This is a genomic window from Eggerthella lenta DSM 2243, from assembly GCF_000024265.1.
GTDB classification, from domain to species: domain Bacteria; phylum Actinomycetota; class Coriobacteriia; order Coriobacteriales; family Eggerthellaceae; genus Eggerthella; species Eggerthella lenta.
The window spans coordinates 2,075,524-2,090,142 of sequence record NC_013204.1; the positions used below are offsets into that span (position 1 = coordinate 2,075,524).

The following is a 14,619-nucleotide window of genomic DNA, read 5'->3' on the forward strand; positions in this document are numbered from 1 at the left end:
GGCCCTTTCGGCGCGTTTCAGATCGGAAAAGGAAACGACATGCACGGAAGCAGAAGATGTTCCAAGCTGATCGGGGATCCTTCTTTGTGAGTCTCGCATCCTGTATCCTCCTCTCTCCGATAGTCTGCGTTGCGCATTCGCCACCGATAGGTTTCCCCCTTCGCAAGGAAAAACATCGGTGCTGAGCTAAAACGATAGCGCATGATCGCCCGCCGCAAAAGACACGCCCGCCATATACTACCAATTTACTGTCAAATTGACCCAAAAGTATGAACACTCCGCTTTCGAGTATGAACACTAACAAAGAATGGGACTAATCTAGTCACTTTATCTAGAAGTCGCATTGCCTTTCAATCAGAATATATCGAGCCCGGTCTCAAACGGGAACGACGTGCTGCGACCGACCGCGGGAATAGGGAAGAAAGGAGCGCACCGATTAGATGGAATCGTTCAACATCCATAAGGAACGCCAGGTGCGCGAAGGCATCGCCCATGGTTTGATGTCCGATCGGGTGATGCTGTACGCTTCACCCGACTTCGATCATCTCCAGATGCAGGAAATCAGATGGGCGCTCGAGGAGGGGCTGGATAGCGAGCTCGTCTCCCTTTTCGCCGACCCCCGCATAGCTTGGGTTTCAATGCACTCGATCCGCTCTGCGGCTGCGCAAGGTCTTTCTTCGGAGCAGGTGAGACTTTTATCGCAACCCGCATTGTCCCTCATGCAAATCCAGGAGATCGTCCAGGGTTTTGAAAAAGGGCTCTCCCTCGAGCAGGCTGCCGTGTATGCGAGACCGGAAATCGACTGGGAAACAATGCGGCGGATCCGCGAGGCGTTCGAGTCCGGCTTCGATGAGGATCAAGCCCGCCTGTACGCCAGCCCCTCTTTCAACGAGGCCCAAGCCGAACAAATACACAAGGGTTTTTCCGCCGGCCTTGCTCTTGGCCAAGTGAATTCATACGCCCATCCAAAATACCCTGCCTCCCAGATGGAACAGATACGGTTGGGGCTGGAGCACGGATTGCCCGAAGCGAGCGTGAACGCATACGCGCAGAACTCTTTTTCCGCCGATCAAATGGAGCAGATCAGGCTGGGGATGGAACATGGGCTGTCCCTTGCCCAGATTTCCGCATACGCGCAAGCCGCCTACCCCTGGAGCCAGATGGCGCTTATGCGATCGGGGTTGGAAAAGGGTTTCAACGCGGATCAATTGAGCTTGCTTTCCTCGCCGGATTTCGATTTCTGGCAGCTGGGGACGATATTGAGGGGGTTGGAGTCGGGCTTGTCTGTCGAACAGGTCAAAACGTATGCTCGCCCTACCTTCGATGCGGGCCAGATGGATCAAATTCTCCTCGGATTGCAGGAGGGCCTTGCGAACGACGAGCTGTCCCTGTACGCTTCAAGCTCGTTCGACGCCGCCCAAATGGCGCAAATTCGAAAAGGGCTGGGCGAGAACATCCCCCTCGACCATATCCGGGTTTTTGCAAACCCTCATTTCGAAACCAAGCAAATGGAGCAGATACTCCGGGGCTTCGAGCAGAGATTGTCCCTCGACGAAGTCCTCACCTATGCCCTTCCCGATTTGACCTGGTACGAAATGAAAAAGCAACGAAGGAGCCTGGGCAACGGCAAGGCGCGCAAAGGCGCGCACGCGCCAAACGAAACCGACGACCAACCCGACGAAAGAATGTTCGCCTTCTCCTACACTAAAACGTATTCGAAGCGCTTCTACGTATACGCGGACAGCAGAGAGGCAGCCCAGAAGTTCATCGAGGACAGGATCGAATCCGCTGGGGGGATTCCCGTGGAGGATCTCGAGCTCGCCGAGGCTGCGGTCACCTACGATCAGAGCCTTACCGAGAATCTTTACGAGCATCCAACCGCCATCATGGAGAAGGACATCTACAGACTGCCTTCGAGCAATGCGCTCGCAAGCGCCAGGCAAGCAGGCGGAGCGGGCATTGCCAGCAAGCTGTTTAAGAGATCGGGCCAGCAAAATCGAGCATGAGACGACGAGAAGACAACAGCCGCTTTGAAGGGGAAGGCAGAACGCCTCGCCCGCATTCGACCCGCCGTGCGCGCACGATAGGGCGGGTGCTGCTCGCAGCACTCCTTCTGGCGGCGATCGCGTACGCCAGCAACGTCCTGCTCGCCCCTCGCGGCAATGAGGCGCCCTCCACCAAGAATCGAGAAAAACCATCCGCCGAGCAGGCGGAACAGGCGACGGAAAAGCAGCTGGGCGTCGTGTTCGAGAAACAGGAAGGCGACAGCACCGATGAGACCATCGGATTGTCGGACACGGAAGCCCTCAGCGCGCTCACCGATCCGCAATGGGGTTCAGGGCCGTTTTCAACAGCGGTCATCGCCCGCGCGATAGCGGAAGGCTATCAGATCGACGCGGGGAAGAGCGGTGTCGTTCGTAGCAGCATCCAAGAAGATCAGGGAGGAAATCTTGTATATGGAGACATACGCGTTGTCGAGCAAGGAGGAAACAAGCTGGGCACGCTGTACTTTTCGTTTGACAAGGAGGCGTCTGACTTGCTCTTCACGAACAATCCTCCAAACGACATGCACTGACGACGCCCCCCCCCCCCCGGACCAAGCCATTTCGAAAGGAACACATCCATGTTTCGAGCGCGCATAGGTATCATAACCACCCCGAATCGGGCACGCAACTTCAGTTCTTGCCTTACGGAGTACGAGGTGCTGCCCAGCACGGAATGGTACACCGATCCTTGCGTCGACATACGGAGCGTGCTGGAGGAATGGCGGGACGCTCGGATAGCCGCCGCGGTCATCGACGAGGGAACGCTCGTGTTCTCGCCTGACTCCCTCGACGAACTCGCGCAGTGGTGTCTCGAGCCCTCGTCTCCCCCGTTCCCGATCGTGTTCATCGGACTGGAGGACGACATGCTCGACCCGCGCATGCAACGAACCATCAAAGAGATCGCGTACGGCGGGATCGTGTACCCCAGCCGCGAGCCGAGCGTTTGGCAAGCTGTCGGTAAACGACTCGATGCGATCGTTTCCACGGAAGTCACCGCAACGCACAACCTCGACAGCCGCATCGGCTCCATGCTCGAAGAGGGCATCTGCCAGCAAGAAGACAGCATCGTCGCCCAAAAGGAGGATCGAGCAATGTTCATCAATCGCAAAAAACACGCTCAAGACGTCGAAAAGGAGATCTTCGAATCCCTGGGAGGGAACAACGGGCGCGCCGAGCGAGCTGCCTCCGAGGACTTCTTCGCCTCGACGCCCACGCCACCCTATCCTCAAAGCAACGGCATCGAAAACGCGGCGGGAGCGAGAGCCGTGCATTCGGGAGGCGAAACCGATGCGCGCCCATCCTTCCGCATCGATACGAGAGCGGAGAAGACGATGCCTCCGCTGTTCGATGCGGAAGGGAGCATAGTCAACGCTCCGAAAGGGGCGGACGATGCGCCGATGAGACCGGCGCATCCGTCTCGCCCCTTAGAAGAGAAAGAGCCCCTTCATCAACATCCCGAATCGTTTTCCCCGCGTCAGGCTTCATCGAACGGGGCAAAGCGCGCATCCGACGAGCGTGACGCGTTAAGCGGCGCAGAAGTGCAAGTATCAGTACCGAACACAGGTGAGGTTTTGGAAAAGCTCAACGAATTGCTCGATTAATTCAAGCTGCTCGAGCGCATTGAGAGATCGGGCAGCTCGACGATTGGCGCAGAGTCGAGGCCGGGCGCCGAGATTCCGTTCTCCTCTGCGGGATCGTCGGAGGCCGAGCCCGATCGCCGTCAGAGGCACGAGTCCGATGAGGGCACGACGTTCTCAAGACCGACGGAACCCTTTTACGATAAAACGGCACACATCGACTCGCACAAATCGCGGAGCGCCAAAGAAAACAACCTGGAATATCCGGAAGGCAACTGCCTCATTTCCATTGCAGGGCTTCCGAACAATTGTAGTCAAGTGCATCTTGGGATGGCTGCGAGCTTATGGCTCGCGAGCCTCGGATACAAGACGTGTTTCGTGTTCTCGGACAAAATGCAATTCACATCGATGCGCGCCGCGTTGGACGTGAGCGATCTGACGAACGGATCGTACCGATTCGAGCGGTGCGATTTCTACTATTGGAGCAAAGAATCCTCCTATATCGGGCTGTACGACTATGTGATCATAGATTGCGGGACCCTCATGTTCTCGAACCATTCGAAATCCTACATGAAGGAACAGTTCTGCAAGGCCGACGTATCCATCATGTGCGCCTCCGGGGCGCCTTGGAACGTCTACCTCATTGCCGAGACGCTCAAAATGATTCAAGCCAAAGAACTCATTCGGTGGAGATGGTTCTTCACGGATGCGACAGCGGGTTTCATTCGGGAAATAAAGCCCGCTTTCGACAACCTGAAGAAACGCCTCTCCCACACAACCGAATTCAAACACCTCTACCTGCTCGACAACACGAGCGCCCTTGACTCATCGGATGAGGTTCCCTCGCTTGAACAGGCTCTTTATAACGTGTTGCCCACCGGCTTGCGCAACACGATCCGCAAGCAAAATTATGGAAACGACCCCGAGCGCGAGTAGCGAACAACCAAACTAGGAGGTAAAACCGTGATCAGCAAACACACCAAACGAACCAGCGATCAACATGAAGAAAACCTTCAACCTGAACGAAACCGCGCCGGACGAGCCCATGGGCGCGCACGATCCGTTGAGAACGACAGAGGGGTGGAAAAGCCCCCTCGATCTTGAGGCGTTCTCCTCAAGCCCTCTTTACGAGGAAGCGCCTCGTCCCGCCGAAGCCGACGGCGATGCGAGGCGCGGCAACCACGCGCGTGAAACGATCGATCGCCGAGCGTGCGCAGACGGAGCTGCGCTGAGAGGATCCCACGCCGAGCCGATGGCGGCACCAGACGAACCGGCTTCCGTGCGCACCGCGTTCCAGGCGGTTCCAGGATCGCTTCCGAGCAAGACGCCCCGGGAACCGAACGACGGCATGACGAAATCCTCTTTGAGGTCCACCGTCGAGCGAGCCGAGGAGATGAGCTCGGTCTTGGCCGAGGCGATGATGGAGCTTTCCCGCAAAACCGAATCGGCGCACGCCATCGCCCAGAACATAGACCACGTGGCAAACGAGGCGATCGAGCGCATAGAATCGACCATCAGGAAGTCTTTCGACGCCAACCCCCTTCGCGAATCAGGCGGTGCCCTCGGCCCGGACGATCTGGAAAAGCTCGAAGCAAGCTTGGCAGACATGCTCGAGGACGAATACAAGCGCCATGCTCGTTCGCTCGCCTCGGCTGCGGCCTCGCAAGCGAACGACGGCAATCTCAAAGACTCGGAGCTGTGGGATTCTCTGACCTTGTACATTTCGGAGAAGATGAGCCTTCTTGAATCGGAGTTGGAAAAAAAGATGATGCAATCAGGGCAGGCCTCGAATGCGCCCGCCCCCGTCGGCGAAGGCGAAAGGTCTCTCGAGGAGCGGTTCCTTCTTCTGGAGCAGCAATGCAAGAAGAGCCGGAAGTCGACCATCCTCATGGGCTCGTGCTTTTTCGCATCCCTGGCGGCTATCGCGATTTCGCTCGGATCGGGCATGAGCTTCCAGCAGATCTTCTCCGTACTGCTTGGAGGCTGAGCGATGGGCCTGTCAGCACTGCAGAAGCTACGATTCGAATTCGACATGCGCCGACGCTACGTCGCGATCCGCACAAGAGGCCAAACGGTTGCGACGGATGTTCTTTGGGCCCGGAGCTTTCTCGCGCGAGGACGCGGGCTTCTCGGCACTCACGGGCTCACACCCGGACGTGACGGATGTCTGCTTGATCCCTGCCGCCGGATTCATTGCCATGGAATGAAATACCCGATCGATACGATCCACCTGAGCAGGGAGTTCTATATCGTTGGGCTGGAGCGTGTCGATATCGGCAAAACGGGAGCGCGGTTCAAAGGATCGCGTTGCGTACTGGAGCTCGCCTCGGGCGAAATCGAGCGCTGCGGTTTGAAGGCGGGCGACAGGCTGTCCATAGACCCCAGCCGCGTCGGTTAGCGCGGGCGGTCGAGAGCGCATCTACGCCAGCAGGCTCTTTCCCGTCATGACGGCGGGAGCTTCGAGGCCGACGAGCTCGAGCAGCGTGGGAGCGATGTCGCAGAGCGCTCCCTGACGGGCGTCCAACGTGCGTCCTGTTCCCGCGAAGTCGACGAGCGCGAACGGCACAGGCGCCGTGGTATGGGCCGTGAAGGGGCTGCCGTCCTCGGCGAGCATCTTGTCGGCGTTGCCGTGGTCGGCCGTGATGAGCGCCGTGCCTCCCTTGCGCTCGAGAGCGGCCAGCACCTGGGACACGCCCGCATCCACCGCCTCGATGGCGGCCACGGCGGCCGGGATGACGCCCGTATGCCCCACCATGTCGGGGTTCGCGAAGTTCACGATGTACACGTCGGCCTCGTCCGCGTCGATGGCCGCGGCCAGCGTGGCGGCCACGTCAGGCTCGCTCATCTCAGGTTTCAGGTCGTAGGTGGCAACCTTGGGGCTGGGGATGAGCGCGCGCTCCTCCCCCGCTTTCGGCTCCTCGCGCCCGCCGTTCAGAAAGAACGTCACGTGGGCGTACTTCTCGGTCTCGGCGATGTGGTACTGCGCAAGGCCCGCCTCGGCCAGCACGTCGGCCAGCACCTCCTCGGGGAACTCCTTGGGATAGGCCACCGGAGCGGGTATCTCGGGGTCGTACTCGGTCAGGCACACGAAGCTCACCTGCGGGCGCGCGCCGCGCTCGAAACCCGCGAAGGCAGGGTCCACCAGCGCGCGCGTGATCTCGCGGGCGCGGTCGGGGCGGAAGTTGAAGAACACGACCGCGTCGCCGTCGCGCACGCCGCGCCCGGTCAGCGCCGTGGGCACGACGAACTCGTCGGTGACGTCCACGGCGTAGGAAGCGGCCATGACCTCGGCGGCCGTCGCGTCCGCGCGCGGCTCGGCGGCCACAACGGCGCGCCACGCCTGCTCGACGCGCTCCCACCGGTTGTCGCGGTCCATGGCGTAGTAGCGTCCCGAGATGCTGCCGATTTCGGCCGTGCAGCCCTCATCCGTCAGCTCGGCGAGCACGCCTTCCAGCTCGTCCAGATAGCCCGCACCGCTCTTCGGCGGCACGTCTCGGCCGTCCATGAAGCAGTGCACCACGATATGCGATGCCCCGGCCTCCTTCGCAGCGCGCGCGAGCGCGTAGAGGTGCTCGTTGGAGGAATGGACGCCGCCGTCAGACACGAGCCCCATGAGGTGCAGCGCCGCCCCCGGCCGTGCGGCCGCCGCGAACGCCTCGTTCAGCACGGGGTTCGCCGCCAGCGAACCGTCGGCGCAGGCACGGTTGATGCGGGTGAGCTCCTGGAACACCACGCGCCCGGCGCCGATGTTGAGGTGTCCCACCTCGGAGTTGCCCATCTGCCCCGCGGGCAGGCCCACGGCCTCGCCCGATGCCTCGAGCTTGGTCCACGGACGGGTGGCGAACACCTCGTCGAGGCACGGCGTGCGCGCCTGAGAGATGGCGTTTCCCGGGCCCGGCTCGGCCAGGCCGAAGCCGTCCATGATGATAAGGCATGCGGGAAGGGTAAGGTTTTCGGCTGATGCCGCACGGGATTCTTCGACTGCGCTCACTTCGCTCGCTCCGCTCGGTATGACGGGAGGCGGCGCGGAGTGCGCGCCGCCGGGACAACAGGTTCTCAGATCCGCCGTCCGAAGCGAAGCTTCGACGAAGAACCTCCGTTGACGAGAAGGCCCTTCGACCCGCTTCGCTCGCCCGGGACGGCGACAGGGCTACAGGCAGGCGTTGATCAGCTGCACGAAAGACGCCGCCTTCAGGCTGGCGCCTCCGATGAGGCCGCCGTCGATGTTCGGCTGGGCCATGAGGCCCTCGACGTTGCCCGGGTTCATGGAGCCGCCGTACAGCACGCGCATCTCCTCGGCGACCTCCGCGCCGTACAGGTCGGCGAGCGTCGCGCGGATGGCGGCGCAGACGGCCTCGGCCTGCTCGGGCGTGGCCGTGCGCCCCGTGCCGATGGCCCAGATGGGCTCGTAGGCCACCACGCAGCGCTGCGCGTCGGCGGCGTCCACGCCGGCGAACGCGGCGCGCACCTGGGCGCACACGAACTCCTCGGTGGTGCCCTCGTCGCGCACGGCCAGCGACTCGCCCACGCACACGATGGCGTACAGGCCCGCCTCGACGAGCGCCTTCACCTTGCGGTTCACGTCCTCGTTCGTCTCGCCGAACAGCTCGCGGCGCTCGGAGTGGCCAACGATGCTGCCCGCGCAGCCGATCTCCTTGATCATGGGCACCGAGATCTCTCCGGTGTAGGCGCCGGAGGGCTCCCAGTACACGTTCTGGGCGTTCACGGCCACCTTCGTCTTGTCGAAGTCGAGCACGGTCTTGGCCGGCTTGAGGTCGACGTAGGGCGGGCAGATGACGATGTCGACGTCCTCGCCCCAGGTCTCCTTGTCGTACTGGTTGGAGATCTCCTGCGTCAGCACCACGGCCTCGGCGATGGTGTTGTTCATCTTCCAGTTGCCTGCCATCATGGGTTTGCGCGCCATGCGAACTTCCTTTCCATCGAAACGCCCCGGACGGGAACCGTCCCCGTCCGGGGCAATCGCCTGCTTGCTACTTCAACGCCTCGACGCCCGGGAGCGCCTCGCCCTGCACGAGCTCCATGGAGGCGCCGCCGCCGGTGGAGATGAACGTCATCTGCTCGGCCAGGTCGAACTTGTTCACGGCGGCCACGCTGTCGCCGCCGCCGATGATGGTGTCCGCATCCGCGTTGGCGGCCACGGCCTCGGCCACGGCCTTCGTGCCGGCCTCGAACGCCTTCATCTCGAACACGCCCATGGGGCCGTTCCAGAACACGGTCTTGGCCTGGGCCACCGCGTCGGCGTACAGCTTCGCCGTCTCGGGCCCGATGTCGAGGCCCATCATATCACCGGGAATCCCGTCGACCGAGACCGTGAGCGTTTCGGCATCTTCGGCGAAGCGGTCGGCGCACACGACGTCCACCGGCAGCAGCAGCTGCACGCCGCGTTCCTCCGCCTTCGCGATCATGGCCGCCGCGCGCTCCACCCAGTCCTCTTCCTTGAGCGAGGTGCCCACGGCCTTGCCCTGGGCCAAAAGGAACGTGAAGCACATGCCGCCGCCGATGATGAGCGTGTCGCACTTGTCCATGAGCGCGTCGATGACCTTGATCTTGTCCGACACCTTCGAGCCGCCGAGGATGGCGGTGAAGGGACGGCGCGGCTCCTCCAGCATGCCCGAGAGCGTGGCCACCTCGCGCTGCATGAGGTAGCCCGCGTACGCCGGCAAGAGCGCGGCGACGCCCGCCGTGGACGCATGGGCGCGGTGCGCGGTGCCGAACGCGTCGTTCACGTACGCCTCGCCGAGCGCGGCCAGTTCCTCGCAGAACGCGGGATCGTTCTTCTTCTCGCGCTTGTCGAAGCGCAGGTTCTCCACCACCAGCACGTCGCCGTCGCGCAGCGAGGCGGCTTTCGCGCGGGCGTCGTCGCCCACCGTGTCGGTGGCGAACACCACGGGCTTGCCCATAAGCTCGGAGAGCTTCTGGGCGGCGGGACGCAGCGTGAACGACTCCTCGAAGCCCTCGCCGGCCGGACGGCCGAGATGGCTCATGAGGATGACGCGCGCGCCGTCGTCGACGAGTTTCTGGATGGTGGGCAGCGCCGCGCGGATGCGCGTGTCGTCGGTGACGGCGCCGTCCTTCACCGGCACGTTGAAGTCGACGCGCACGAGCACGCGCTTGCCGCGCGCGTCCAGCTCGTCGATGGTTTTGATCTCGGCCATGGGGCCCTCCTGTCTAAACGAGAAACGAGCCTGCCAAGGCAGGCTCGTTTCGGGGAATGCTGTTAAAGAAGGATCTTCACCAAGTCCTTCACACGGTTCGAGTAGCCCCACTCGTTGTCGTACCAGGAGATGCACTTGACGAAGTTGCCCTCGCCGCCCAGCACCATGGTCAGCTTGCTGTCGAAAATGGAGGAGTGCGGGTTATCCACGATGTCGATGGAGACGATCGGATCCTCGGTGTACTCCAGGATGCCCTTGAGCGGGCCCTCGGCGGCGGCCTTCATCGCGGCGTTGATCTCATCGGCCGTGGCGTCCTTCTCAAGCTCCACGGTGAGGTCGACCATCGATCCGTCCGGCGTGGGAACGCGGGTGGCGAAGCCGTCCAGCTTGCCCTTGAGCTCGGGCAGCACCAGCGACACCGCGCGGGCGGCGCCCGTGGTGGTGGGGATCATCGACATGGCGGCCGCGCGGGCGCGACGCAGGTCCTTATGGGGAAGGTCGAGGATCTTCTGGTCGTTCGTGTAGGAGTGGATCGTGTTCATGTAGCCGCGCTTGATGCCGAAGTTGTCCATGAGCACCTTCGCGAAGGGGGCCAGGCAGTTCGTCGTGCACGAGGCGTTCGAGATGATGTTGTGCTTCTCGGGATCGTACTGGTCGTCGTTCACGCCCATGACGATGGTGATGTCCTCGTTCTTGGCCGGCGCGGAGATGACGACCTTCTTGGCGCCCGCGTCAAGGTGCGCCTTGGCCTTCGTGCCGTCGGTGAAGAAGCCGGTGGACTCGACGACGACGTCGACGCCCAGCTCGCCCCAGGGGAGGTTGGCGGGCTCGCGCTCGGAGAGCACCTTGACCGCATGGCCGTCGGCCACGAAGCCGTCCTCGGTGACCTCGACCGTGTCGAAGGCGCGCCCGTGGATGGAATCGTACTTGAGCAGGTGGGCCATCGTCGGAATGTCGCCGAGGTCGTTCACTGCCACAACCTCGATCTCGGGATCGTTCACCATCGCGCGGAACGCCAGGCGGCCGATGCGACCGAATCCGTTAATGCCTACTTTGATTGCCATGCGTATCCCCTTTCAGATACTCGCACTAAGAATTGCAGGAACGCCCCGATCATAGCGGTAGCCGCCCAGATGCTGCAAGCCTTATCTGGCAGCCGTATAAAAAAAGCAACCGAACAGGCCATTCACAGAAGTTTCACACCGCTCGCCGAGGGGCTCCGCACCCGGTGCGCGCCGTACAGCAGCGCGCTTCTCCCAGCATCGGCCAGTTCGCCCGATCCGTCCGTGTCGCACAGCCGACGGCTGCGGTAAGGTGCCCGTAGACGCACGTCCGACCGAAGGAGCAGCATGGAAGCAGTACCGCAGGAAACCGTGGAGAAGCTGATGGGCAACGTGCCGGCGCAAAAGGAGCTCGAGGGCATCCGCATCCTCGCCTCTTCGCCGGGCAGCGTGCGCTACGAGATCGACGTGCCGGACAACGTGCTGAACTACCACGGCTGCATCCACGGCGGCTTCGTGTCCACCATGCTGGAAATCGCCGCCGGCATGGCGACGTACGCCTACGGCGAGAGCAACGTGGCCGTCTCCTGCGCGACGAACTTCGTCCGCGCCGTACGCCCGCAGCGCCTCACCGTGAGCGCCGACACCTCGCACAAGGGCCGCAGCACGTCGGTGGCGCACTGCGCCATCGTCGACGAGCGCGGCAGGCTCGTGGCCGAGTCCACGTTCACGATGTTCTTCCTGGGGCCGCTCGAGAGCTAGCGCATCCTGCGCCGAGCGTCTCCGTCTTCCGGCTGAAGCCTCCTAGCCTTGCGCCTCCTTCGCCATCTGCTCGATGCGGCGTACGCGGTGGTACACGGCGGACTTCGACAAGGGCGGGTTCGCGCGCTCGCCCAGCTCCTTGAGCGTGGCGTCGGGGTAGGTCACGCGCAGCTTGATGAAGTCCTGCAGCGCCGGCGGCAGGTTCTCCATGCCGTGCGCCTCGAGCACCACGCGGATGGCGTACAGCTGGTCGACCGAGGCGTTCGCGGCCTTGGCCTGGTTCGCGATCTCGGCGTTCGTCATGCGGTTCACGTCGTTGCGCACGCTCTTGATGACGCGCGCGTTCTCCATGGCGAGCGCGCTCTGGTGCGCGCCGGCGAACGCGAGGAACTCCAGGATGGCGCTGCCGCTTTTAAGGTACACCATGTAGGAGCTGCGTCGCTGCATGACGCGCGCGCGGATGCCTTTGCGGTCGAGCAGGTCGACCAGGCCTCCGGCCAGGTCCTCGCTCTCCACGGTGATCTCGAAGTGGAAGTCGCCGCGCGGGTCGGACACGAAGCCGCTGCCTAGGAACGCGCCGCGCAGGTAGGCCGCCGTGCAGCACTGCTTCTCCACGAGGTCGGGCTTGAGGCCAAGCTCCAAGCCTCCATCGGGCGAGAGAACCCCCATGTCGACGAGAGCCGGCGCGAGGCGGGGCTGCGAAGGAGCCTCGATGAGGTAGTTCGGGGTCTTGTGCAGCACGCTGCGGCGCACCGTGAGGTTCGTCTCGAGATGGTACAGCTCGTGCAGCAGCTTGATGATGAGGCGCGCCACGGACGGCACGTCGGTTGCTATCTCGATGCGGTACTTTCCCTGGCCGCTGAAGAACAGCGTTCCTTCGATGCGCACGAGCGCGGCCAGCGTCGCCTTCTCGCAGTGCGAGCACGTGGGAGGGACGCGAGCCAGCTCGTCCTTTACCTCCGCCGTGAACGACATAGCTTCAACACCCCCGCAAACGCATCGCGCAAGGCAGCAGGATCGTGCCAGGTTGGATGAATGGGATCGACGAGGTTGCGCGCAATGACCACCGGCCCCTGCGCCTGGATGGCCTGCACGTCCTGGTAGCATACGCGCACGGGGCGGATGCGTCCGGACAGCACGAGATCGTCGAGGTCGGCAGTGGAGGCGTGCTCCGAGTCGGCACCCGTCACAGCGGTGAACACGCCCGTGGCCGGGCTGTCGGGGCGCAGCGAGACCGGGGTATGCACCAGCACGTAATCCAGCAGCCCGCGCGTGCCGTGGTCCATGAGCGCCTCCACGTGCTCGCGCGCGGTGAGACCCCAGGTCTCCCCCTGCATGTCGGCAAGCGAGCACACGAACAGCGTGGAACCCTTCGACGCGCGGATCGCATCCACCACGCCGGGCACGAGCAGGTTCGGGATGATGGACGTGAACAGCGAGCCCGGGCCCAGAACGATGAGGTCGGCCTCGCGGATAGCCTCGAGCGCCGGCTGGTAGGGCACCACCTCGTGCGCGGCGCGCAGGCTCACCCGCTCGAGCGCCGTGCGCGAATGGCAGGCCACGGCCTGCCCCTCGAGGGAGCGGCCGTCGCGCGTGCGAGCCGTGAGCGTCACGCGATCGAGCGTGGAGGGATACACGTGCCCCCGCGCATCCAGCAGCCGCTCGCAGATGGAGATGGCCTCGGGAAACGACCCGGCCGCATCCTCGAGCGCAGACAGCATGAGGTTGCCCAGCGTGTGGTTGCGAGCGAACGAGAAGCGGTACTTGAACGCCTTGGTCAAAGGGTCGTTCGGGTCCGCAGCCATTGCGGCGATGCACTTGCGCACGTCGCCCGGCGGCGTGACGTCGGCTTCCTCGCGCAGGATGCCGGTGGAGCCGCCGTCGTCGGCCATGGCGACGACGGCGCTCGTATCCAGTCCCATGGACAAAAGCGTGCGTATGGACACGGGCGCGCCGGTGCCGCCGCCGATGACGACGACGCGCAAGCGCTCGTCGCGCGCGACGACGGGCTGCGATTCGCGCAGTGCGGCGAACGCCGCCGTAGCCGAGGGGTCGTGGGAGAACGGACGGGCAACCATGGTCGCTCCCCTACCGGCCTGCAGCAGCGCCGGAGCGCGCCGAGGCGTCGGCGCCCTCGGCCAGCGACAGGTCGCGGTGCGCGATGCTCACGCGGTAGCCCTTCGCCTTGAGGTAGTCCGCCGTGGACTCGGCCAGCGCGACGCTGCGGTGCTGGCCGCCCGTGCATCCCACGGCGATGGCCAGCTGCTGTTTGCCCTCGGCCACGTAGCCGGGCATGACGCAATCCAGAAGCGCGCGCCACTTCTCCTGGAACTCTTCGGTCTCGGGGCGGTACAGCACGAAGTCGCTGACCGGCTTATCGAGGCCCGTGAGGCTGCGCAGCTGCGGTTCGTAGTAGGGGTTCGGCAGGAAGCGCACGTCCATGACCAGGTCGGCGTCAAGCGGCGCTCCGTGCTTGAAGCCGAACGAGTACACGGTGACGGACAGGCCCGCGCGCTCCTCGCCCGGCGCGAACAGCGCGCGGATGGTCGAGCGCAGCTGCGGCGGCAGCATGGACGTGGTGTCGATGACGTGATGGGCGTTCTCCCGCACCTCGAACAGAAGGTCGCGCTCGCGCTCGATGCCCTGCGCGATGGATGCGCCGTCGGCGCACAGCGGATGGCGGCGTCGGCTGGACTTGTAGCGCGCGACGAGCTTCTCGTCGGCGGCGTCCAAGAACAGGATGCGGTAGTCGATGCCCAGGCCCTTCAACTTCTTGAGCTCGCCGGCAAGGCTCGCGAAGAAGTCGCGGTTGCGCGCGTCGCACACCACGGCGAGGCGGCGCTTCTCGTCGGGCTGGCCGGGCATGCCGGTCAGCTCCAAAAGATTGCCGATCAGGCTGGACGGCAGGTTGTCCACGCAGAAGTAGCCGAGATCCTCGAACGAGTGCATGGCCTCGGTGCGCCCGGCGCCGCTCATGCCGGTGACGATGACCAGCTCGGGCATATGCTGCAGATCGACGGACTGGTCTGCCGTCTTGCCTGCGGTTTCTTCGCTCATA

Annotated in this window: 14 protein-coding genes; 7 read left to right on the top strand and 7 right to left on the bottom strand. The window is 63.5% G+C overall.

Translation table 11 applies throughout. The features are described 5' to 3' along the window. Window positions 1–440 precede the first annotated feature (440 nt). From ELEN_RS08875 to ELEN_RS15920, 6 genes are all read left to right on the top strand, one after another. Window positions 441–2,006, top strand: coding sequence for a hypothetical protein (locus ELEN_RS08875; RefSeq protein ID WP_015760778.1), 1,566 nt, complete (start codon window positions 441–443; stop codon window positions 2,004–2,006). Further along, window positions 2,003–2,575 (top strand): hypothetical protein, encoded by a 573-nt coding sequence (locus ELEN_RS08880; RefSeq protein WP_015760779.1) that lies wholly within the window; start codon window positions 2,003–2,005, stop codon window positions 2,573–2,575. The genes ELEN_RS08875 and ELEN_RS08880 overlap by 4 nt, the downstream gene beginning before the upstream one ends. A gap of 126 nt (window positions 2,576–2,701) precedes the next feature. After that, a complete protein-coding gene (locus ELEN_RS08885) occupies window positions 2,702–3,646 on the top strand; it encodes a hypothetical protein (protein ID WP_143924740.1) in 945 nt (314 codons plus the stop codon). Window positions 3,647–4,000: 354 nt separating this feature from the next. Further along, the gene (locus tag ELEN_RS08890) at window positions 4,001–4,558 is read left to right on the top strand and encodes a hypothetical protein (protein ID WP_143924741.1); all 558 of its coding nucleotides are present in this window, start codon (window positions 4,001–4,003) and stop codon (window positions 4,556–4,558) included. A gap of 469 nt (window positions 4,559–5,027) precedes the next feature. Beyond that, window positions 5,028–5,609 (top strand): hypothetical protein, encoded by a 582-nt coding sequence (locus ELEN_RS16170; RefSeq protein WP_143924742.1) that lies wholly within the window; start codon window positions 5,028–5,030, stop codon window positions 5,607–5,609. Window positions 5,610–5,612: 3 nt separating this feature from the next. Then, entirely contained in the window at window positions 5,613–6,020 is a 408-nt protein-coding gene (locus tag ELEN_RS15920) for a DUF192 domain-containing protein (protein WP_015760783.1), read from the top strand. A gap of 21 nt (window positions 6,021–6,041) precedes the next feature. On the opposite strand, the gene gpmI is transcribed toward ELEN_RS15920, so the two are convergent. The 4 genes from gpmI to gap all read right to left on the bottom strand — a co-directional run bounded on the left by gpmI (window position 6,042) and on the right by gap (window position 10,862). Further along, the gene (gene gpmI, locus ELEN_RS08905) at window positions 6,042–7,613 is read right to left on the bottom strand and encodes a 2,3-bisphosphoglycerate-independent phosphoglycerate mutase (protein WP_015760784.1); all 1,572 of its coding nucleotides are present in this window, start codon (window positions 7,611–7,613) and stop codon (window positions 6,042–6,044) included. Window positions 7,614–7,772: 159 nt separating this feature from the next. After that, window positions 7,773–8,546 carry a triose-phosphate isomerase gene (gene tpiA / locus ELEN_RS08910; protein WP_009307176.1) on the bottom strand — a complete coding sequence of 258 codons (774 nt, stop codon included), beginning with the start codon at window positions 8,544–8,546 and terminating at the stop codon, window positions 7,773–7,775. 67 nt (window positions 8,547–8,613) lie between these two features. After that, window positions 8,614–9,798, bottom strand: a complete 1,185-nt coding sequence (locus ELEN_RS08915; protein ID WP_015760785.1) for a phosphoglycerate kinase — start codon at window positions 9,796–9,798, stop codon at window positions 8,614–8,616. A 62-nt stretch (window positions 9,799–9,860) separates the two neighbouring features. Continuing rightward, a complete protein-coding gene (gene gap, locus ELEN_RS08920) occupies window positions 9,861–10,862 on the bottom strand; it encodes a type I glyceraldehyde-3-phosphate dehydrogenase (protein ID WP_009307178.1) in 1,002 nt (333 codons plus the stop codon). 285 nt (window positions 10,863–11,147) lie between these two features. Here gap and ELEN_RS08925 point away from each other — a divergent pair, with 285 nt between their 5' ends. Further along, on the top strand, window positions 11,148–11,561 hold the full coding sequence (locus ELEN_RS08925; RefSeq protein WP_009307179.1) for a PaaI family thioesterase: 414 nt from the start codon (window positions 11,148–11,150) through the stop codon (window positions 11,559–11,561). A gap of 42 nt (window positions 11,562–11,603) precedes the next feature. On the opposite strand, the gene whiA is transcribed toward ELEN_RS08925, so the two are convergent. Genes whiA through rapZ form a run of 3 tightly spaced genes read right to left on the bottom strand, consistent with a single transcriptional unit; the run spans window position 11,604 to window position 14,618 of the window. Further along, a complete protein-coding gene (gene whiA, locus ELEN_RS08930; RefSeq protein WP_009307180.1) occupies window positions 11,604–12,536 on the bottom strand; it encodes a DNA-binding protein WhiA in 933 nt (310 codons plus the stop codon). After that, window positions 12,515–13,639: a gluconeogenesis factor YvcK family protein gene (locus ELEN_RS08935; RefSeq protein WP_015760786.1), complete on the bottom strand. Its 1,125-nt coding sequence runs from the start codon at window positions 13,637–13,639 to the stop codon at window positions 12,515–12,517. Before ELEN_RS08935 ends, whiA begins: the two co-directional genes overlap by 22 nt. 10 nt (window positions 13,640–13,649) lie before the next feature. Beyond that, the gene (rapZ, locus tag ELEN_RS08940) at window positions 13,650–14,618 is read right to left on the bottom strand and encodes an RNase adapter RapZ (RefSeq protein WP_009307182.1); all 969 of its coding nucleotides are present in this window, start codon (window positions 14,616–14,618) and stop codon (window positions 13,650–13,652) included. Window position 14,619: the final 1 nt, after the last annotated feature.